This window comes from Streptomyces narbonensis (assembly GCF_014649015.1).
Classification (GTDB): Bacteria; Actinomycetota; Actinomycetes; order Streptomycetales; family Streptomycetaceae; genus Streptomyces; species Streptomyces narbonensis.
In genome coordinates this window covers 1-20,382 of sequence record NZ_BMSF01000036.1, presented here as the reverse complement: position 1 = coordinate 20,382, position 20,382 = coordinate 1, and the positions used below count along the sequence as shown (strand labels likewise).

Below are 20,382 nucleotides of genomic sequence, written 5' to 3'. Positions count from 1 at the left end.
CGGCCACTTCGGCCGCGAGCTGCCGGACTTCACCTGGGAGCGCACCGACCGCGTGGACGCCCTGAAGAAGGCCGCGGGTCTCTGACATGCGCATCGCCGTCACCGGGTCGATCGCCACCGACCACCTCATGACCTTCCCGGGCCGCTTCGCCGAGCAGATCCTGCCGGACCAGCTCGCCCACGTGTCCCTGTCGTTCCTCGTCGACACCCTGGACATCCGGCACGGCGGCGTCGCCGCCAACATCGCGTACGGCCTCGGCCTGCTCGGCCGCCGGCCCGTCCTCGTCGGCGCCGTCGGCAAGGACTTCGACGGGTACGGGCAGCTGCTCCGCGCCGCGGGCGTCGACACCGACTCCGTGCGGGTGTCGGAGCGGCAGCACACCGCCCGCTTCATGTGCACCACCGACGAGGACGGCAACCAGCTCGCCTCGTTCTACGCGGGCGCGATGGCCGAGGCGCGCGACATCGACCTCGGCGAGACGGCCGGCCGGCCCGGCGGGCTCGACCTCGTCCTCGTCGGCGCGGACGACCCCGAGGCGATGCTCCGGCACACGCGGGCCTGCCGCGAGCTGGGCCTCCGGCGCGCCGCGGACCCCTCGCAGCAGCTCGCGCGGCTGGAGGGCGACAGCGTGCGGGAGCTCGTCGACGGGGCCGAGCTGCTGTTCACGAACGCCTACGAGCGGGCGCTGCTGCTCAGCAAGACCGGCTGGACCGAGGGCGAGGTGCTCGCCCGGGTCGGTACGTGGATCACCACGCTCGGTGCGAAGGGGTGCCGCATCGACACGGCCGGGCGGCCCGGGATCGAGAGCGCGGCCGTCCCCGCGACGGACGCCGCGGACCCCACCGGGGGCGGCGACGCCTTCCGCGCGGGCTTCCTCGCGGCGCTGGCCTCCGGCCTGGAGGTCGTCGACGCGGCCCGTGCGGGCGCCGTCATGGCGACCTTCGCGCTGGAGTCGGTCGGACCGCAGTCGTACGAGGTCACGCGGGAGGGAGTCCACGAACGACTCGTCGCCGCGTACGGCCCCGAGGCCGCGGTGATCGCCCCCGCCCTCTTCGCCGCGGCCCGCTGACGGAACCGCGACGGGCGGGCCGGACGGCGACGTCCGACCCGCCCGTCGCGCGGGTCCCGTGAGCCCGTACGACGGGCGGGTCGCGCAGAGCGCGGTCTGCCACGCGCTCCGCGCGGTGAGGGACGCGTGCGCGCGGATGAATGCGCGGAGCGCGTCCGCCACGTCTTCTGCACGTCGGCGGGCGCTCACGCGTGCCGTCCGGCGCGTCTTCTGTACGTCGGCGGGTGCTCGCGCGTGCCGTCCGGCGCGTCTTCTGTACGTCGGCGGGTGCTCACGCGTGCCGTCCGGCGCGTCTTCTGCACGTCGGCGGGTGCTCACGCGTGCCGTCCGGCGCGTCTTCTGCACGTCGGCAGGCGCTCACGCGCGCCGACCGGCGCGCGATTCGCCCGACGGGCCGACACACCGACCGAGGCGCCCGACGGGCCGACACACTGACCGATTCGCCCGACGGGCCGACACACCGACCGAGGCGCCCGACGGGCCGACACACTGACCGATTCGCCCGACGGGCCGACACACCGACCGAGGCGCCCGCCGGGCCGCGCCCCGACACGCCCGCCGGGCGCCGTCCCGATACGCCGACCGAGGCGCCTGCCGGGTACAGGCCTGACCGGGGGTGCCGGCGTCGTACCGGGCACTGTCCCCCCGGCGTGCCCACGGCCCCCGCCGGCCTATGCCGTGACGGACTTGTCCTGGGCCAGGCTTACCGGGAGGTCTGCTCGGCGGGTGACGTTCAGTTTGCGGTAGACGCGCGTCAGGTGCTGTTCGACCGTGCTCGCGGTGACACAGAGACGGCGCGCTATCTGGCGGTTCGTCAGGCCCCGGGCGGCCAGGGCCGCGACGCGGCGTTCGGCCTCCGAGAGGAGGTCGACGTCGGGGCCGCCCGGGAGCTCCAGTTCCGTGCTCACCGCCTTCGCGCGGCGGCCGCCGCGGCCCGGCACGATCTCCTCGGCCAGCGGGTACGCGCCGCAGGCCCACGCCATGTCACCGGCCAGCCGCGCCGTCATCCGGGCCCGGTAGTTGTCTCCCTGTGCCTGCTGGTGGCGGCTCATCCCGGCCAGCGCGCGAGCGTGTTCGAGCCGGTCGCCGCTGTCGTGGAGCATGTCCACCGCCTCGGCGTGCAGGCGCTCCGCCTGCTGGCCGTCCGCCGCGGCCGCAAGGACCCGCAGGGTGAGGCCCCGGGTGCGGGAGCGCCCCGGCCGGACCAGGGCGAGCTGCGCCTCGGCCAGCGCCCGCGCCTTCTGGCGGTTGCCGAGCCGCAGGTACACCTCGGCGGCCGAGGTCCGCCAGGGCACGATCGACGGCTGGTCGAGGTTCCAGCTGCCCAGGATCTCCCCGCAGAGCATGAACTCGCCCAGTGCCGCGTGCAGTCGTCCCGTCGCCAGCCAGTAGCGGCCCCGCGCGTGCATGTACTCCATGCCGTGCCGCGAGTCGAACATCGCGTCCGGCACCGGCTGCCGCAGGACCCGCTCCGCCTGCTCGTACTCGCCGGCCTCCGTGCAGGCGAGCAGCAGCGCGGAGAGCGGCATGCCCACGGCGAGCCCCCAGCTCTCCGGCGCCGCGTGGGAGAGCGCAAGCTCGGCCCGCTCCCGGGCCGTCGGGAGGTCCCCGCAGCGGATCGCGATCATCGCCCGGGTCGCGGCGAAGATCGCCTCCCAGCCGAGCGACCGCCGCTCCACCGCCTCCGCGAGCAGCGCGTCGGACCAGAACTGCGCCCGGTCGAGCCGGTCCGCGTGGACGAGGACGAGCAGGGCTGTCTCCAGGGCCTCGTACGTCTCCTCCGAGAGCCGGCAGCCCTGCAGTATCTGCTCGGCCTGTGCGACCGACGCGTTGTCCGGGCCCCGCTGGAAGACGCCGGCCTGGGCCTGGAGCGCGATCGTGCGGGGCGCGAGCCGCACCGGGACGGGACCGCGCTCCGGTTCGGGCGACGGCGGCAGGGACTCCAGAAGCGGAGGGCACAGCGCTGCCAGCCACATGCGGGTCAGCGACATCTCCAGGTGCTCGCTGTCGGTGCGGGGCCGCAGCCGGGACAGCGCGTCGGCGGCCTCGGGCAGCCGCCCGTACCAGACGAGGCAGCGGATCAGACCCATGACCGGGTGGCTGGGCTGCAGTTCACCGCTCAGGAGCCGGTCGAAGAGGGCGAGGGCCCGGGTCGTCATGTGCGGGTTCATCCGCCAGGAGGCCGCGACGAGGTGCGGGGCGAGGCGGGCCAGCTGGGTGTTGTCGGTGCTGGACCGCACGGCGAACTCGAGGATCCGGAAGGCGTCGTCGAGACGGTCGTCGAAGAGGGCCTGCTGTGCGCCCCGTTCGAGCAGGGGGAGCGCCCACGGCGCGTCGGGGGCGCCGCCGACCAGCAGATGACGGGCCACGGTGTCCTCGTCGGCGCCGTCCCGGTGCAGCTGTTCCGCGGCGCGCCGGTGCAGCTCGGTGCGTTCCCCGGCCGGCAGGTCCAGGAGGGCGGCCTCGCGGATCGCGGGCTGCCCGAGGGCGCCGTCCTCGTCCAGGAGGCCGATGGCGGCGAGTTCGTGGATGTGGCGCTCGACGGCGGCGGCGGTCGTCCCCGTGAGCCGCTCCACGAGGAGCGGGTCGGACTGTTCGAGGACGGCTAGCCAGCGGGCGGTCTCCAGTGTGCCCTCGGAGCTGCGGTGCAGGCAGTCGAGGACGGCCTGGGCGAAGGCGTCCCCGTGCACGGGACCGTCGCCGTCGGCCGTGCCGAGGGCCGTGCGGGCCGCCTGCCGGTCCTGGGTCAGCGCCCGGAGGAGCAGCGGGTTCCCCCCGGTCGTCGCGTGGTACGCGGGAGCTCGCCGCTCGGCCGCCTCGGGGCCGTAGTAGTGCGTGAGGAACTGCCGTACCCCGCTGGGAGGAAGTCCGGAGAGCCACAGATTGCGGCAGTGCGGCTGGCGGAGCAGCTCGGCGCGGAAGACGCGGTACCCGGCGCGCTGCGAGGCCCGGTCGGTCATGACGAAGCCGATGCCGCCCTGGTCGTGGTGGGCGGCGCAGTACAGGAGGAATCTCAGGGACGCGGTGTCGGCGTGGGTCAGGTCGTCGACGGCGACGAGGAACGGGGTGCGGCGCGAGAGGGAGCGCAGCCAGTCGTGCAGCTGGTGTGTCTCGTCGACGCGGAGCGGGGCGTCCGCGGGGGAGGTGAGGTTCCCGGCGCGCCGGGAGGCGTTGTCGACCAGGTCGCGGACGGTGGACGTGTCGGCACCGTGCTGCTGGGCGCTGCGCAGTAACTGGCAGAGCACACCCAGCGGGACGTCCCGGTCGCCCGGTAACGCGCGGACCGTCCAGACGGGTGTCCCCCGCTCGGCCGCCAGACGCCGGAACGACCGCAGCAGCTCGGTCTTGCCGCTGCCGGCCGGTCCGGAGACGAGTAACAGCGTCCCCTCACCTGCGGCGGATGCGTCAAGAACGGCCCTGAGGCGGGCTGTTTCCCCGTCGCGTTCCACCAGATTCATCGCGGAAGTCCCCTCGTCCGGGCGCCGAACCCTTCGCCGTATGGCAATCACTCTAACCAGGTCTTGTTACGGCGGAGAGGGGCTGATCCGGGGGGTGTCGCGCGGCGGGGCAGTCAGGGGCGACAGGCCGGTTCGACCGGTACGCGCCGGCCCGCCTCCCGGCCGCTCCGCCAACGGATCGGCAGGGACTCGAGTCCGCGGATCATCGGGTTCGGGTACCAGAACAGTTCGCCGGGGGAGACGTCCAGGGCGAGGTCCGGGCAGCGTTCGAGGAGGGCGCGGACGGCGATCCGGGCCTCCATCCGGGCCAGTGGGGCGCCGGTGCAGAAGTGGATGCCGTGCCCGAAGGCGAGGTGGCCGGCGGTGTCGCGGCGGATGTCGAAGCGGTGCGGGTCGGGGAAGCGCTCCGGTGTGCGGTGGGCGTCGGCCAGCACGACGAGGACCGTCTCGCCGGCCGGGAGGACCGTGCCGTCCAGGTCGACGGGCTCGACCGGGAAGCGGTACGTCGCGGACTCCACGGGTCCTCCGTAGCGCAGCATCTCCTCCACCGCGCCGTCCAAGAGCGTCAGGTCGGCCCGCAGCGCGGGTCGGACTCCAGCATGTTGTGGCTGAGCGCGGCCTCGGCCTCGGTCGGGGGAGTCGCGGAGTTGCGCCAGTCCTTGCTGAACCGGGGATCGGCGAGGACCGCCCGCGCCGTGTCGTAGCCGACGACCAGCCACACCTCGTCCCCTTCGGGGGTGCGCACCCGGTGGGCCGGACCCTCGGCACGCAGTCTCGCGTACGTCGGGTACGGATCGGCCGCGAAGTCCTGCCCCAGGGCTGCCAGGTCGAGCACGGGGCGAGAAGCGGTCGTTCCCTGGTGGGTGCGGCTCACGAAGAACTCCAGACCGGGCCGGAAGTGGAACGGAAACGGGAAGAGGAACGGGACTTCTCGCGCGTACTCTTCCGCGGAGCAGGCCCCGGCCCTCCCGGCGGCTCCGCTGATTCCCGGATCTTGACAAGCATCATCACATTCGGGCCGCCGATGGAATACCCCGGAGGTGGATGTGATCCGAAGCACATTCGAAGTCCACAGTGCGCTCTTGTCGGTCCGTTCCGCGCGGATTAGAGTCCCCCCGAAATCGACCACCACAATCGACCATCTCGTCGTACGTCACGGTGGAGCGCGGCGACCTCGTTCGGGATTCCCGGATCGGCGAATCATTTCGTGACGGTGGCCCGGAGGGAACATCCGTGAAAAGCGTCTTATCCGACCTCGCATTCTTCGGCGGCACCGCCGCTTTCGATCAGCCGCTCCTCGTGGGGCGGCCCAACCGCATCGACCGCGCCAAGCTCTACGAGCGGCTCGACCGCGCGCTCGACGGCCAGTGGCTGTCCAACGGCGGCCCGCTCGTCCGCGAGTTCGAGGAGCGCGTCGCCGGCCTCGCCGGCGTCAAGCACGCCGTGGCCACCTGCAACGCCACGGCCGGGCTCCAGCTCCTGGCGCACGCCACCGGCCTGACCGGTGAGGTGATCATGCCGTCGATGACCTTCGCCGCCACCCCGCACGCGATGCGCTGGATCGGCCTCACCCCGGTCTTCGCCGACATCGACCCGGACACCGGCACCCTCGACCCGGACCGGGTGGCCGCCGCCGTCACGCCCCGCACCTCGGCCATCCTCGGCGTCCACCTCTGGGGCCGCCTCTGCGCCGCCGACCAGCTGCGGAAGGTCGCCGACGAACACGGCCTGCGGCTGTACTTCGACGCCGCACACGCCCTCGGCTGCGCGATCGACGGCCGGCCCGCCGGCAGCCTCGGCGACGCCGAGGTCTTCAGCTTCCACGCCACCAAGGCCGTCAACGCCTTCGAGGGCGGCGCCGTCGCCACCGACGACGCCGACCTCGCCGCCCGGATCCGGGCCCTCCACAACTTCGGCTTCGACCTGCACGGCGGCAGCCCCGCCGGCGGCACCAACGCCAAGATGAGCGAGGCCGCCGCCGCCATGGGCCTCACCTCCCTCGACGCGTTCCCCGAGGTAATCGACCGGAACCGGCGCAACCACGCCTCCTACCGCGAGCACCTGGCGGACCTCCCCGGCGTCCTCGTCGCCGACCACGACCGCCACGGCGTCAACAACCACCAGTACGTGATCGTCGAGATCGACGAGGCCACCACCGGCATCCACCGCGACCTCGTGATGGAGGTCCTGAAGGCCGAAGGCGTCCACACCCGCGCCTACTTCTCCCCGGGCTGCCACCAACTGGAGCCGTACCGCGGGCAGCCGCACGCCCCGCTGACCCACACCGAACACCTCGCCGAGCGCGTGCTGTGCCTGCCGACCGGCACTGCCGTCGACGACGACGACGTCCGCCGGGTCGCCGACCTGCTGAGACTCTGCGTGACCCGCGGGCGCGAACTGACCTCGCGCCACCGCGACACGGCCCCGCTCGCGGCCCTCCGGACAGCCACGCCCACGCCCACGATTGGACGCTCCCGATGACCGCCCCCGCCCCCGTCGCCACCGCCCCGTCCGCACGCTGCGCACACCCCGGAGCCGATCTGGGGGCGGCGGTCCGCGCCGTCGGCCAGAGCCTCGCCGCCGGCGGTCTCGTGCCGTCCGACGAGGCCGGAAGCACCGCCCGCCACCTCGTCGGGCTCGCCGTGCGCTACGGCAACAGCCCCTTCACCCCGCTCGAAGAGGCCCGTCACGACCTGGGCGTCGACCGGGACGCCTTCCGGCGCCTCCTCGCCCTGTTCCCGCGGGTCCCGGAGCTCCGGGCGGCCGTGGAGGGCGGCCCCGCGGGGGCGTACTGGCAGAACACCCTGCTCCCGCTCGAACGGCGCGGAGTCTTCGACTCGGCCCTCGCCGGCAAGCCCGTCTTCCCGTACAGCGTCGGCCTCTACCCCGGCCCGACCTGCATGTTCCGCTGCCACTTCTGCGTCCGCGTCACCGGCGCCCGCTACGACCCGTCCGCCCTCGACACCGGCAACGCGATGTTCCGCTCGGTCATCGACGAGATACCCGCGGGCAACCCCCACGCCCTGTACTTCTCCGGCGGCCTGGAGCCCCTCACCAACCCCGGCCTCGGCACCCTGGCCGCCCACGCCGCCGAGCACGGCCTGCGGCCCACCGTCTACACGAACTCCTTCGCCCTCACCGAGCGGACCCTGGAGCGCCAGCCCGGACTGTGGGGCCTGCACGCCGTCCGCACCTCGCTCTACGGCCTCAACGACGAGGAGTACGAGCAGACCACCGGCAAGAAGGCCGCCTTCCGCCGCGTCCGCGAGAACCTGCGCCGCTTCCAGCAGCTCCGCGCCGAACGCGAGGCGCCGATCAACCTCGGCTTCGCCTACATCGTGCTCCCGGGCCGCGCCCACCGCCTGCTCGACCTGGTCGACTTCATCGCCGACCTCGACGAGTCAGGACAGGGCAGGACGATCGACTTCGTCAACATCCGCGAGGACTACAGCGGCCGCGAGGACGGCAAGCTGCCCCAGGAGGAGCGCGCCGAGCTCCAGGAGGCCCTCGCCGCCTTCGAGGAGCGGGTCCGCGAGCGCACCCCCGGGCTCCACATCGACTACGGCTACGCCCTGAACAGCCTGAAGGCCGGGGCCGACGCCGAACTGCTGCGGATCAAGCCCGCCACCATGCGGCCCACCGCGCACCCGCAGGTCGCGGTGCAGGTCGACCTCCTCGGCGACGTGTACCTGTACCGCGAGGCCGGCTTCCCCGACCTGGACGGCGCGACCCGGTACATCGCGGGCCGCGTGGGCCCCGGCACCTCGCTCACCGAGGTCGTCCGCGACTACGTCGAACGCGGCGGCCGGGTGGCGGCCCGCGACGGCGACGAGTACTTCATGGACGGCTTCGACCAGGTCGTCACCGCCCGCCTCAACCAGCTGGAGCGGGACATCGCCGACGGCTGGGAGGAGGCCCGCGGCTTCCTGCGCTGACCCACACCCGGAGCCGGACCCGCGCCCAGACCCGCATCCGCATCCGCACGCCATCCGAGGGCCCGGCCGTCCGGCCGGGCCCTCCGCGTTTTTCCCACCCCCCCCAAAGGGGCCAAGGGACTCCCCCTGGGCAGCCCCTAAAGCCCCCCTAACTCCGCCCCGCCAACCGTAATCGCCGACAGCCTCCTGCTAGTTTCCGGGAATGAAGGGAATAGTCCTGGCCGGCGGGAGCGGAACTCGGCTGCATCCGGCGACCTCGGTCATTTCGAAACAGATTCTTCCGGTCTACAACAAACCGATGATCTACTATCCGCTGTCGGTTCTCATGCTCGGCGGTATTCGCGAGATACAAATAATCTCCACGCCTCAGCACATCGAACTCTTCCAGTCGCTGCTCGGAAACGGCAGGCACCTGGGAATCGAACTCGACTATGCGGTCCAGAAAGAGCCCGCGGGAATCGCGGACGCGCTCCTCGTCGGCGCCGGACACATCGGCGACGACACCTGCGCCCTGATCCTGGGCGACAACATCTTCCACGGGCCCGGCCTCTACTCGCTCCTTCGGGACAGCATCGCGCGCCTCGACGGCTGCGTGCTCTTCGGCTACCCCGTCAAGGACCCCGAGCGGTACGGCGTCGCCGAGGTCGACGCCACGGGCCGGCTGACCGGCCTCGTCGAGAAACCCGAGAAGCCGCGCTCCCACCTCGCCGTCACCGGCCTCTACCTCTACGACAACGACGTCGTCGACATCGCCAAGAACATCCGGCCCTCGCCGCGCGGCGAGCTGGAGATCACCGACGTCAACCGCGTCTACCTGGAGCGGGGCCGGGCCGAACTCGTCGACCTGGGGCGTGGCTTCGCCTGGCTCGACACCGGCACCCACGACTCGCTCCTCCGGGCCGCCCAGTACGTCCAGGTCCTGGAGGAGCGGCAGGGGGTCTGGATCGCGGGCCTGGAGGAGATCGCCTTCCGCATGGGCTTCATCGACGCCGAGGCCTGTCACAGCCTGGGAGAAGGCCTCTCCCGCACCGAGTACGGCAGCTATCTGATGGAGATCGCCGGCCGCGAGGGAGCCCCGTGAGGGCACCTCGCGGCCGTCGCGTTCCCCCCACCACCGGCAGTGCCACCGACAGCGCGACCGAAAGGAAGACGGCAGTGCGGCTTCTGGTGACCGGAGGTGCGGGCTTCATCGGCTCGCACTTCGTGCGGCAGCTCCTCGCCGGGGCGTACCCCGACGTCCCCGCCGGTGAGGTGATCGTCCTGGACAGCCTCACCTACGCGGGCAACCGCGCCAACCTCGCCCCGGTGGAAGCGGACCCGCGGCTGCGGTTCGTCCACGGCGACATCCGCGACGCCGACCTCCTCGCCCGGGAACTGCGCGGCGTCGACGCCGTCGTCCACTTCGCCGCCGAGAGCCACGTCGACCGCTCCATCGCGGGGGCGTCCGTGTTCACCGGGACCAACGTCCAGGGCACGCAGACCCTGCTCCAGTGCGCCCTCGACGCCGGCGTCGGCCGGGTCGTGCACGTCTCCACCGACGAGGTGTACGGGTCGATCGACTCCGGCTCGTGGAACGAGAGCAGCCCGCTGGAACCCAACTCCCCCTACGCGGCCTCCAAGGCCGGCTCCGACCTCGTCGCCCGCGCCTACCACCGCACCTACGGCCTCGACGTACGGATCACCCGCTGCTGCAACAACTACGGGCCGTACCAGCACCCCGAGAAGCTCATCCCCCTCTTCGTGACGAACCTCCTCGACGGCGGGACGCTCCCGCTGTACGGCGACGGCGCGAACGTCCGCGAGTGGGTCCACACCGACGACCACTGCCGGGGCATCGCGCTCGTCCTCGCGGGCGGCCGGGCCGGCGAGGTCTACCACATCGGCGGCGGCCGGGAGCTGACCAACCGCGAACTCACCGGCATCCTCCTGGACTCGCTCGGCGCCGACTGGTCCTCGGTCCGGCGGGTCGCCGACCGCCAGGGCCACGACCTGCGCTACTCCCTCGACGGCGGCAAGATCGAGCGCGAACTCGGCTACCGCCCGCAGATCGCCTTCGCGGACGGCCTCGCGCGCACCATCCGCTGGTACCGGGAGAACCGCGACTGGTGGGAACCGCTCAAGGCCACCGCCCCGCAGCCGCCCGCCACCGCCCCGCAGCCGCCCGCCACCGCCGTGGGGGTGTCCGCGTGACCGCCCGCACCGAGACCGGCCGGGTCCCCTTCCTCGACCTCAAGGCCGCCTACGAGGAACTGCGCCCGGAGACCGACGCCGCCATCGCCCGCGTACTCGACTCGGGGCGCTACCTCCTCGGCCCCGAACTCGAAGCCTTCGAAGCCGAGTTCGCCACCTACTGCGAGACCGACCACGCCGTCGGCGTGAACAGCGGCATGGACGCCCTCCAGCTCGCGCTCCGCGGCCTCGGCATCGGACCCGGGGACGAGGTGATCGTCCCCTCGCACACGTACATCGCCAGCTGGCTCGCGGTCTCCGCCACCGGCGCGACCCCCGTGCCCGTCGAGCCGAACGAGGACCACCCCACCCTCGACCCGCTGCTCGTCGAGAAGGCGATCACCCCCCGCACCCGGGCGCTGCTCCCCGTCCACCTCTACGGGCACCCCGCCGACCTGGACGCCCTCCGCGACCTCGCCGACCGGCACGGCCTGCACATCGTCGAGGACGCCGCCCAGGCCCACGGCGCCCGCTACCGGGGCCGGCGGATCGGCGCCGGTGCGTCGGTGGCCGCGTTCAGCTTCTACCCGGGCAAGAACCTCGGCTGCTTCGGCGACGGCGGCGCCGTCGTCACCGGCGACCCCGCGCTCGCCGAACGGCTCCGGATGCTCCGCAACTACGGCTCCCGGCAGAAGTACAGCCACGAGACGAAGGGCACCAACTCCCGCCTGGACGAGATACAGGCCGCCGTCCTGCGGATCCGGCTCGCCCACCTCGACAGCTGGAACGGCCGCAGGTCGACGCTGGCCGCCGAATACCTCTCCGGACTCGCCGGCCTCCCCGGCATCGCCCTGCCGGTCACCGCGCCCGGCACCGACCCCGTCTGGCACCTCTTCACCGTGCGCACCGACCGCCGCGACGAGCTCCGCGACCACCTCGACTCCCGCGGCGTCGACACCCTCACCCACTACCCGGTGCCGGTGCACCTCTCGCCCGCCTACGCGGGCCAAGCACCCCCGGAAGGCTCGCTCCCGCGGGCCGAGAGTTTCGCCCGGCAGGTCCTCAGCCTGCCGATCGGCCCGCACCTGGAGCGCACGCAGGCGCTCCGGGTGATCGACGCCGTGCGCGAATGGGCCGAGCAGGCCGGCCGGCCCTAGTCAGGTGGCCGACCGGCCGAGCAGGCCGAAAAAGGCGGTGCCCGCCACCCTCCCGGGTGGCGGGCACCGCCGCTTCGCACCCTGTCACGTCACCAGACGGTCACCTGGCTGCTGTTCTTCAGGTCCGCGGAGGACGAACCGGTCTGGAGGAGCCTGCTGCCCGTTCCCGTCCTCCACGAGTCCGACGCGGCGTCCCAGTACTGCAGCTGACGGCGGTCGACGTTCACCGTCACCGTCTTCGACTCGCCCGCCGCGAGCGCGACCTTCGTGTAGCCCACGAGCTTCTTCTCCGCCTGCGGAGCCGTCACCTTCGGGCTCGCGCCGAGATACGCCTGGACGACCTCCTGGCCCGCGCGCTGCCCGCTGTTGCGCACCGTGACCGTGACCTTCAGGCCGCCCGTGGACGTGCGCACCACGGTCGGGGCGCTCTGCGTGAACGAGGTGTACGACAGGCCGTGCCCGAACGGGAACAGCGGCTTGACGTTCTCCTTGTCGAACCAGCGGTACCCGACGTGGATGCCCTCGCTGTACGTCTGCTGGTTGTCGACGCCCGGGTAGCGGTTCGGGTCGCCGGCGACGGCGTGCTGGTTCTCGGCGGCCGGGAAGCTCTGCGTGAGCTTGCCGCTCGGGTTCACGTCACCGTAGAGCAGCGCGGCGGTCGCCTCGGCGCCCGCCTGGCCCGGGTACCACATGTCCAGGACCGCGCGGGTCTTGGACAGCCACGGCATCAGCACCGACGAACCGGTGTTGAGGACCACGATCGTGTTCGGGTTCGCGTCGGCGACCGCCGAGATCAGCTTGTCCTGCGTACCCGGCAGCGACAGGTTCGGACGGTCGACGCCCTCGGTGCCGTCGTCGTACGCGAACACGATGGCCGTACGGGCCTTCCGCGCCGACTCCACGGCCTTCGCGATCGTCGCGTCGGCTGCCTCCGGCGTCACCCAGCCCAGCTCCAGGGAGAGCGGCGTGGCGCTCATCGCGAAGCCCGAGATCGTGAGCTTGTGCGTGCCCTTGGTCAGCTTGAGGAGCGGGCTGCTCACCTTGCCGTAGACCTGACCGGCCTCGATGGTGTGGCTGCCGAGCTGCACCGTCGCGTAGCCACCGGTGGCCTTGACCGAGATGCGGTACTCGCCGTCGGCGGGCACGGTCAGCGTGCCGTCGTACAGCGCCCCCGCCTTGCCCGGCTCCAGCTGGTGGCCCTGGTTGAACGCCGGGCTGAGCTGCGCCGCCGGGATCCGCGTCCCGAAGGTCTCCTCACCCGTCTCGTACGTCACCGTCGCACCCGCGCCCGCGCGGGCCTTGATGGTGTCGAGCGGCGCCGCCGCCGAGTCCGGGACGACGTGGGCGCTGCCCAGGCCGGTGACCTTGGGGTCGACGGCCGTCGGGCCGATGACGGCGATGCTCTTGCCGGCGTCACCGGCGAGCGGCAGGGCCTGGCCCTCGTTGCGCAGGAGCACCGCGCCGTTCTCGGCGACCTTGCGGGACACCGCCTGGGCGCCCGCCTTGTCACGCTCGGGGCGGGGCGCCGGAGTCGCGAGGAGCAGACCGAACTTGTCCATCTGGTTGACGATGCGCTCCGCCGACCGCGTCACGGCCGCCTCGGGGACCGTGCCGTTCAGGACGGCCTGCTTCAGCGCGTCACCGAAGAACTTGGCCGGCGGCGAGGGCTCGCCCGGCGGGATGTCGCCGGGGAGCTCGACGCCCATCTCCTGGTCGAGGCCCTTGGTGATGGCGTCCGTGCCCGGGGTGGCGAGCCAGTCGGACATCACCCAGCCCTGGAAGCCCCACTGCGTGCGCAGCACGTTGTTGAGCAGCTCGTCGTTGCCGCAGGACGGCTTGCCGTTGACGCCGTTATAGGCACACATGAAGGAGGCCGCGCCGGCCTTCGAGGACGCCTCGAACGCCGGGAACTCGATCTCGCGGAGCGTCTGCTCGTCGACCGTGGCGTTGACGCTGAAGCGGTTGTTCTCCTGGTTGTTGGCCGCGAAGTGCTTGGCCGTGGTCATCAGACCCGCACCCTGGATGCCCTTGATCTGGGCGACCGCGGTGCGCGAGGAGACCAGGGGGTCCTCGCTGAAGGTCTCGTAGTTCCGGCCGCCGTGTGGCACCCGGATGTTGTTCATCATCGGGCCCAGAACCATGTCCTGGCCCAGCGCGCGTCCGTCGCGGCCCATGACCCTGCCGTAGCTGTCGGCCATGGAGTCGTCGAAGGTGCTGGCCAGGGCGACCGGCGCGGGCAGCGCGGTGGCGGTCCTGCCCACCAGACGGATGCCGTTCGGGCCGTCGGCGGCGCGCAGCTCCGGGATGCCGAGACGCGGCACGCCCGGAAGGTAGCCGACGTTCTGCCGGTCGGGGTCCAGCGCCCAGTGGACGAAGCTGATCTTCTCGTCGAGCGTCATCTGCGCGACGAGCTCCGCCGCCTTGCTCGTGTACTGCACGTGGCCCGTGCCGGCGGCGCCGGGAGCGGCGGCCGCCACGGTGGTGCCCGCCAGCAGGGTGCCGACGACGGCCAGGGTGAAGGCCCTGGGGGTCGTACGGCTGCGGCGGACACGCGGTATTCGGGTCTTACCTGTCACGGTGGATTTCTCTCTCTGTGCTTGGTGCACCCGGGACGCCCCGGGGGTCTGTGTGGGGTGACCGGGCGAGGGACTAGGCGGGGACCCCGACGAAGAGGCCACGGCCCGACGGGCCGCCCTCCAGGTACTCGACGCGCAGCCCGGCGGCCGTGAAGGCCGCCTCGTACTCCGCCCGGTGGAACAGGGTGATGAGGTGGACGTCGGAGAAGTGCCGTACGCCGCGGCCCGGGTCCGCCACGGTGAAGTGCACCTCCATGCGCGTCGCGTCGCCGTCCCGCACCGAGTGCGAGACACGGGCCACGGTCCGCCCGTCCCGCCGGACGACATCGGCGCTCACCCAGCCGTCGGCGAAGGTCTCCGGGAACCACCACGGCTCGACGACGACGACGCCGCCGGGCTCCAGGTGCGCGGCGAACGAGGCGACGGCCGCGTCGAGTTCGGCCGTCGTCCGCAGGTAGCCGACGGAGCTGAACATGCTGACCACCGCGGAGAACCGGCGGCCGAGGCGGAAGTCCCGCATGTCGCCCTGGTGGAGCGTCGCGTCGGGCAGCCGCTTCCGGGCGTGGGTCAGCATGTCCTCGGACAGCTCCAGGCCGGCGGTGTCGCCGAACTCCTTGGTGAAGTGCTCCAGATGCGTGCCCGTACCGCAGGCCACGTCCAGGAGCGAGGAGGCCTCGGGGGTACGGGTCCGCACCAGGTCGGCGATGTCGGAGGCCTCGGCGGCGTAGTCCTTGCCGCGACCGAGGTAGAAGAGGTCGTAGACGTCGGCGTGGTCGACTTCGTACACGGGACTCCTGCTTTCGGTGGGTGGCCGGGGAGCGTCCCCCGGCGGAGATCAGTGGTGAGGCTCGGGGCCCTCGGACGAGGAGGGCGGCTCAGCGGCGGGCATCGGCCGGCGGGCGGCGGTGCTGTGCGGCGAGCCGCTCCAGCTCGGGGACGATCCCCGCCGGGGTGGGGTCGCGATGGGTCTCCTCGCGCAGCCGGTGCGCGGCGGCGAGGACCGAGGGGTCGTCGAGGATGCGGACGACCGCGTCCCGCACCGCCTGCGGGGTGAGGCCGGCAGGCGGCAGGAAGAACCCCGCCCCCTGCTCCGCGACGGCCCGCGCCTTGACCGGCGCGTCCCACAGCTCGGCGAGCATGACCTGCGGCACCGCGTTGATCACGGCGGTCGCGTACGTACCGGCCCCGCCGTGGTGGACGATCGCCGAACAGCTCGGCAGCAGCGCGTGCATCGGCACGAAGTCCGTGAACCGCGTGTGCTTCGGATAGGAGCGGATCTCCGCGCGCTGACCCGCGTCGAGCGTGGCCACGAGCTCGATGTCGAGGTCGGCGAGCGCCTCCAGGATGTCGGCCTGCGAGACCCCGTCGCCGCCGAGGACCTCCCGCGCGGAGACACCGAGAGTGAGGCAGACCCGGGGCCGCGCCGGCGGCTCGGCGAGCCAGTCCGGCACGACCGACGTGCCGTTGTACGGAACGTACTGCACCCCGACGGTCGGCAGACCCGTGTCGAGACGCAGACTCGGCGGAGTCGGGTCGACCGTGAACTGGCCGGTGAGCAGCTCCTCTTCGAAGGAGGCGCCGAACCGGTCCAGCGTCCACGTCAGCCACTCCGCCGTGGGGTCCTCACGGTGCTCCGGCGGCTGCCGGTCCCGCAGCGCGACGAACTTGCGGCGGGCGCTCCCCATCACGTCGGGCCCCCACAGGACCCGGGCGTGCGCGGCGCCCGTGACCTGGGCGGCGACGGCGCCCGCGTACGTCGTCGGCTCCCACAGCACCAGGTCCGGCTGCCAGGACCTGGCGAAGCCGACCAGGTCGTCGATCATCGAGTCGTTGTTGGCGAGCAGATAGAAGTACGGGGCGAGGATCGCGTCGATGCCGAGGGCGTGGTCCCAGTCCAGCGGCTCGCTACGGGCCTCGTCGAAGGCGATCGCCGGATGGTTCGGGCGCGGCTCGCCCGCCATCCGCACCCGGTACTCGTGGATGAGGTGATCCGTGCCGACGGGCACGGCCGCGAGCCCTGACCCGGTGATGGTGTCCGTGAGCGCGGGCTGGCTCGCGACCCGCACCTCGTGCCCGGCGGCGAGCAGCGCCCAGGCCAGGGGAACGAGGCCGTAGTAGTGCGTGTGATGTGCGAACGAGGTCAGCAGGACGCGCATGGCGTCGTGTCCTTCCTTGCCGGTGAAGGGTCGGGGTGGGGAGGCGGGGTGGGGAGGTCGGAACGGACTCAGGAGCCGACCGGGACGCTCAGCGGCCCGCGGCCGACAGGGGCGCGGCGGGGACGGAGCACGGGCCCGGCCTTCCGCAGCCCGGGGAAACGCCCGGCCAGGGTCCGCAGCGCGACCTCCGCCTGGAGCCGCACCAGCGACGCCACCGGGCCGTACGGACCGGCGGGGTGCAGCGCGAGGTGCGCCGTGGCGTCGGGGCGCGCGAGGTCGAAACGCTCCGGGTCCGTGAAGACCCCCGGGTCCCGGCCGGTGCCGGCGGTGAGGACGACGACATGCGCCCCGGCCGGGAGACGCCGGCCCGCCAGCTCCGTTTCCACGCGGGCCACCCGGGCGTCCAGCTGCACCGGCGGGTCGTAGCGGAGTGTCTCCTCCACCGCGGCCGCGGCGAGCCCCGGCCGCGCGCACAGCTCCCGCCACTGCTCCGGGTGCGCGAGGAGGGCGAGCACGGCGTTCCCGGTGAGCTGGACGGCGGCGGTGACACCGAGCGCCGACAGCAGCGCCCCGTCCGGCCGGCCCGCGACACCGGACGAGGGCGCGGTGGGGCCGGAGGAGGGCGCGGTGGGGCCGGAGGAGGAAGCGGAGGGATCGGAAGAGGGCGCGGAGGGGCCGGAGGAGGGATCGGAGCCGTCGGTGGCGGCCGAGACACCGGCTTCGGCGAGCAACGCCGTCAACGCGGCCAGCGCGCCGTCCGCCGCCCGTACCGTCCGCAGCGACTGCGGGGCCAGCAGGCTGTCGGACAGCGGCCGCAGCCGCTCCACCAGCTCGGCGAACTCCCCGCGCCGACCCGCCGGCACACCGAGCACCGCGGCCGCCGCGCCCGTCACCGCCGGACGGACGAAACCCCCCACCAACTCGAAGGCGTACGAAGCCGACGGGTCCGGCGCGAGACCCTCCAGGATCTGCCGGTGGACCTCCTCGACCACGGCCCGGCGCTGCCCCGCCCACGCCCCCGGCACCTCGGCGGCCGCCCGCGGCGCCTGCTCGTGCTCCAGCGGGCAGCCCTCCCCGTAGGAGAGGACCTGCTGCGGCACCGGGACGCCGTCGGCACCCGGCACCCCGAACTCCGTCGAGCACAGGACGCTCGCCGCCACGGCGTGATCGGCGGTGACCCAGCTGCCCGTCGGGCTGAAGGAGAGCACGCCCCGGGCGCGCACCCGCTCGTACGCGGGATACGGATCGTCGGCCTGCCCGCGCAGCACGGCGGCGTACGGGTCGCCGTTCGCGGCGTGGATCCAGTGGATGCCGCGGGTCTCCAGGAGGTGGGCACCGAGCTCGGGGTCGGCCACCGCGCTGACGGTGCGGCCCAGCGGAGGCTGCGTGAGCGCCCGCGCCGGGTCGTCGGTCACCGTGGGTTCTGCCATCGTTTCGCCGCTCCTTCGATCAGTCGGGTCGGGGGCTGCACGACGCGGGAATCGGGCGCGCCGCGGGTGACGAGCAGGTGGTCGGAGATGTCGTTGCAGATCCCGTGCCACTGGTCGTTGAGGTAGAAGTGACCGCCGGAGTACGCCCGCAGGCAGAACGGCCCGCTGGTGTGCCGGCGCCACTCGGCCACCTCGTTCAGCGGCGCCTTCGGGTCGCGGTCGCCGGCCAGGGCCATCACCGGGCAGGCGAGCTTCGCGGAGGGCCGGTGCTCGTACGTCTCCGCCGCCTTGTAGTCGCTGCGCAGCGCGGGCAGCACCAGCCGCATCAGCTCGTCGTCCTGGAGGAACCGCTCGTCCGTGCCGCTGAGCTGCCGGATCTCGGCCAGGAACGCCCGGTCGTCCAGCTGGTGGACGAGCCGGTCCGGTGCCAGGGACGGGGCGCGCCGGCCGGAGACGTACAGGCCCTCGGGCCGTACCCCGTGCCGCTGTTCGAGGATGCGGGCCGCCTCGTAGGCGACGGAGGCACCGAGGCTGTGCCCGAAGAAGGCGAGACGGCCCTCCCGCCACCAGGCTTCGGTGGCCGCGACCACGTGCTCGGCGAGCTCCTCGACGCTCTCCAGACACGGCTCGGCACGCCGGTCCTGGCGGCCGGGGTACTGCACCGACAAGGCCTCGACCGAGGGGTGGAGCTCCTCCGAGAAGCGGAAGAAGTAGCTGGCGGAACCACCGGCGTGCGGCAGACAGACCAGCCGCACCGCGCTGTTCGGCGAGGGGTGGAAGCGTCGGATCCACAGGCTGCTGTCCACGTTCAGAACTCTGTCGGTCACTGGTCCGCCCCCTGCGCGGTCCGCCGCCCGGCGGCGGTGTCCCGCTCGATGCCGTCGAGCCAGGCGAGGACGGCAACGGCGACGGCCGGAGCGTGGTCCCGCATCATCGTGAAGTGGTCGCCGGGCACGTCCGCCACGCTGTGCGGGAGGTCCCAGTGGGCGCGCCAGTCACCGCGCTCCTCCGGCCAGTCGCCCAGCCGTTCGGAGGCCCGCACGAGGAGCACGGGCGCGCTGCTGCGGCCCGGCCGCGGGCCGGCGAGGAAGCGGGCGTACCGGCCCATGGCGAGCAGCCGCGCGTCGGACATCGGCTCCAGCTCGCCCGCGAACAGGCCCTCGCCGAGCTGCCGGCTCCACACCTCGATGGGCTCCTGATGCCCCGGCGGGTAGGGGTCGACCAGCACGATTCCGGCCGGCGCGGTGCCATGGGCCCGCTCCAGGCGGAAGGCCAGCTCGTGGGCGAGCAGGGCGCCGCCGGAGTGCCCGAGCAGGACGACCGGGGCGTCCCCGGCGGCCCGGAGGACCGCCAGGGCCTGGGCGTCGAGCGCGGCGTCGAGGTCGGCGGGGAGGAGGGCGGTGCCCGTGCCCGTACCGGCGCCGTAGCCGGGCAGCGGCACGGCGAGAAAGTCCCGCTCCTCCTGGAAGCCGGCGCTGAGCCGCAGGAACTCGTGCGGGCCGCCGTTCGCCGCGGTGCCGGTGCAGCCGACGAGGACGGCGCGGCCCGCAGGCCGGTCCGCCGGCCCGCCGGCCAGCAGCACCGGGTCGAGCCGCTCCGAGCAGTCCTCGGGCGAGGCGAACTGCGGGCGGAACGCGGAGGCTTCGGCGAGGACGTCGAGGAACTCGCCGTACCGGTCGTCCTCCACGGCCTGCCGGAACAGGGCGCGGAACATGCCGGTGCCAGTGCCAGTGCCAGTGCCAGTGCCAGTGCCAGTGCCGGTGTCTGTGTCTGTGGCTGCGCTGGTGTTCCTGTCGGTGCCGGTGCTTGTGCCGGCCTTGGAGCGGGCCCCGGCGGGGGCGGTCGTTCCCTCCCGGGCCGCCGCCCCCGTCCGCTCCTGGTCCGAGGGCTCGGCGACGGCCCAGTTCCGCTCGGCCAGCTCGTCGCTGATGCGCTCGGCGAGCGCGACGGGAGTGGGGTGCTCGAACACGACGGCGGGGGGCAGGTGGAGACCGGTCAGCCGGTTGACGCGGTTGCGGAACTCGACGGCGGTCAGCGAGTCGAAGCCGATCTCCCGCAGCGGGCGGTCGAAGGGGACCTCTTCGGGGGCGTCGCACCGGAGTACGGCGGCCGCCTGCCGCATCACCATCGCGAGTACGGCGCCGCGCCGGCCTTCCTCGTCGAGGGCGTCGGCACCCGGGTCCCATGCGAGCCCCGGCTCGGCCGCGGCCCCGTGCTCGGGAGCGGTGAGGGTGGGCGCCTCCCCGGGAGCCGCGGGGCTGATCCAGTACGAGCGGTGCTGGAAGGCGTAGGTGGGGAGGTCGGGGAGGTCGGGGAGGTCGGCGGTCGCGGCCGGGAGGACGGGTGTCCAGTCGACGGTGAGGCCGTGGGTCCAGGCTTCGGCGAGGGAGGTGATCAGGCGGTCGAGGCCGCCTTGTTCGCGGCGGAGGGT

Annotated in this window: 15 protein-coding genes; 6 read left to right on the top strand and 9 right to left on the bottom strand. The window is 73.1% G+C overall.

Translation table 11 applies throughout. The features are described 5' to 3' along the window. The first annotated feature begins 86 nt into the window (after window positions 1–86). A complete protein-coding gene (locus IE124_RS33775; protein WP_189513799.1) occupies window positions 87–1,070 on the top strand; it encodes a carbohydrate kinase family protein in 984 nt (327 codons plus the stop codon). Between the two features lie 671 nt (window positions 1,071–1,741). Here IE124_RS33775 and IE124_RS33770 read toward each other — a convergent pair. The 3 genes from IE124_RS33770 to IE124_RS36090 all read right to left on the bottom strand — a co-directional run bounded on the left by IE124_RS33770 (window position 1,742) and on the right by IE124_RS36090 (window position 5,402). After that, window positions 1,742–4,528: an ATP-binding protein gene (locus IE124_RS33770; RefSeq protein WP_189513796.1), complete on the bottom strand. Its 2,787-nt coding sequence runs from the start codon at window positions 4,526–4,528 to the stop codon at window positions 1,742–1,744. Window positions 4,529–4,641: 113 nt separating this feature from the next. After that, window positions 4,642–5,088: a cytochrome P450 gene (locus IE124_RS36095; RefSeq protein WP_417851962.1), complete on the bottom strand. Its 447-nt coding sequence runs from the start codon at window positions 5,086–5,088 to the stop codon at window positions 4,642–4,644. Between the two features lie 5 nt (window positions 5,089–5,093). Then, window positions 5,094–5,402: a hypothetical protein gene (locus tag IE124_RS36090; RefSeq protein ID WP_417851961.1), complete on the bottom strand. Its 309-nt coding sequence runs from the start codon at window positions 5,400–5,402 to the stop codon at window positions 5,094–5,096. A gap of 359 nt (window positions 5,403–5,761) precedes the next feature. Here IE124_RS36090 and IE124_RS33760 point away from each other — a divergent pair, with 359 nt between their 5' ends. The 5 genes from IE124_RS33760 (at window position 5,762) to IE124_RS33740 (ending at window position 11,789) form a co-directional block, all read left to right on the top strand. Then, complete coding sequence (locus tag IE124_RS33760) at window positions 5,762–7,009, top strand: dTDP-4-dehydro-6-deoxyglucose aminotransferase (protein ID WP_189513793.1); 1,248 nt, start codon at window positions 5,762–5,764, stop codon at window positions 7,007–7,009. Beyond that, window positions 7,006–8,463, top strand: coding sequence for a dTDP-4-amino-4,6-dideoxy-D-glucose ammonia-lyase (gene desII, locus IE124_RS33755; RefSeq protein WP_189513790.1), 1,458 nt, complete (start codon window positions 7,006–7,008; stop codon window positions 8,461–8,463). Before IE124_RS33760 ends, desII begins: the two co-directional genes overlap by 4 nt. A gap of 202 nt (window positions 8,464–8,665) precedes the next feature. Beyond that, complete coding sequence (rfbA, locus tag IE124_RS33750; protein ID WP_189513787.1) at window positions 8,666–9,544, top strand: glucose-1-phosphate thymidylyltransferase RfbA; 879 nt, start codon at window positions 8,666–8,668, stop codon at window positions 9,542–9,544. A gap of 74 nt (window positions 9,545–9,618) precedes the next feature. Then, a complete protein-coding gene (gene rfbB / locus IE124_RS33745) occupies window positions 9,619–10,653 on the top strand; it encodes a dTDP-glucose 4,6-dehydratase (protein ID WP_189513784.1) in 1,035 nt (344 codons plus the stop codon). After that, window positions 10,650–11,789, top strand: a complete 1,140-nt coding sequence (locus IE124_RS33740; RefSeq protein ID WP_189513781.1) for a DegT/DnrJ/EryC1/StrS family aminotransferase — start codon at window positions 10,650–10,652, stop codon at window positions 11,787–11,789. The genes rfbB and IE124_RS33740 overlap by 4 nt, the downstream gene beginning before the upstream one ends. Before the next feature lie 89 nt (window positions 11,790–11,878). Here IE124_RS33740 and IE124_RS33735 read toward each other — a convergent pair whose 3' ends face one another. The 6 genes from IE124_RS33735 to IE124_RS33710 form a co-directional block, all read right to left on the bottom strand. Continuing rightward, on the bottom strand, window positions 11,879–14,365 hold the full coding sequence (locus IE124_RS33735; RefSeq protein ID WP_229833148.1) for a glycoside hydrolase family 3 C-terminal domain-containing protein: 2,487 nt from the start codon (window positions 14,363–14,365) through the stop codon (window positions 11,879–11,881). Window positions 14,366–14,438: 73 nt separating this feature from the next. After that, window positions 14,439–15,152: a class I SAM-dependent DNA methyltransferase gene (locus IE124_RS33730; RefSeq protein ID WP_189513776.1), complete on the bottom strand. Its 714-nt coding sequence runs from the start codon at window positions 15,150–15,152 to the stop codon at window positions 14,439–14,441. Between the two features lie 88 nt (window positions 15,153–15,240). After that, window positions 15,241–16,521, bottom strand: a complete 1,281-nt coding sequence (locus IE124_RS33725) for an activator-dependent family glycosyltransferase (protein WP_189513773.1) — start codon at window positions 16,519–16,521, stop codon at window positions 15,241–15,243. Between the two features lie 68 nt (window positions 16,522–16,589). Continuing rightward, window positions 16,590–17,951, bottom strand: coding sequence for a cytochrome P450 family protein (locus tag IE124_RS33720; RefSeq protein WP_189513770.1), 1,362 nt, complete (start codon window positions 17,949–17,951; stop codon window positions 16,590–16,592). Next, a complete protein-coding gene (locus tag IE124_RS33715; protein ID WP_229833146.1) occupies window positions 17,933–18,757 on the bottom strand; it encodes a thioesterase II family protein in 825 nt (274 codons plus the stop codon). Before IE124_RS33715 ends, IE124_RS33720 begins: the two co-directional genes overlap by 19 nt. Window positions 18,758–18,774: 17 nt before the next feature. Next, window positions 18,775–20,382: thioesterase domain-containing protein (locus IE124_RS33710; protein ID WP_229833144.1), on the bottom strand; the 1,608-nt coding region annotated here is incomplete at its 5' end.

Coding starts and splice junctions, on each gene's coding strand:
- rfbA (WP_189513787.1), top strand. CDS start 8,666: ATGAAGGGAATAGTCCTGGCCGGCGGGAGCGGAACTCGGCTGCATCCG.
- IE124_RS33725 (WP_189513773.1), bottom strand. CDS start 16,521: ATGCGCGTCCTGCTGACCTCGTTCGCACATCACACGCACTACTACGGC.
- desII (WP_189513790.1), top strand. CDS start 7,006: ATGACCGCCCCCGCCCCCGTCGCCACCGCCCCGTCCGCACGCTGCGCA.
- IE124_RS33720 (WP_189513770.1), bottom strand. CDS start 17,951: ATGGCAGAACCCACGGTGACCGACGACCCGGCGCGGGCGCTCACGCAG.
- IE124_RS33770 (WP_189513796.1), bottom strand. CDS start 4,528: ATGAATCTGGTGGAACGCGACGGGGAAACAGCCCGCCTCAGGGCCGTT.
- IE124_RS33775 (WP_189513799.1), top strand. CDS start 87: ATGCGCATCGCCGTCACCGGGTCGATCGCCACCGACCACCTCATGACC.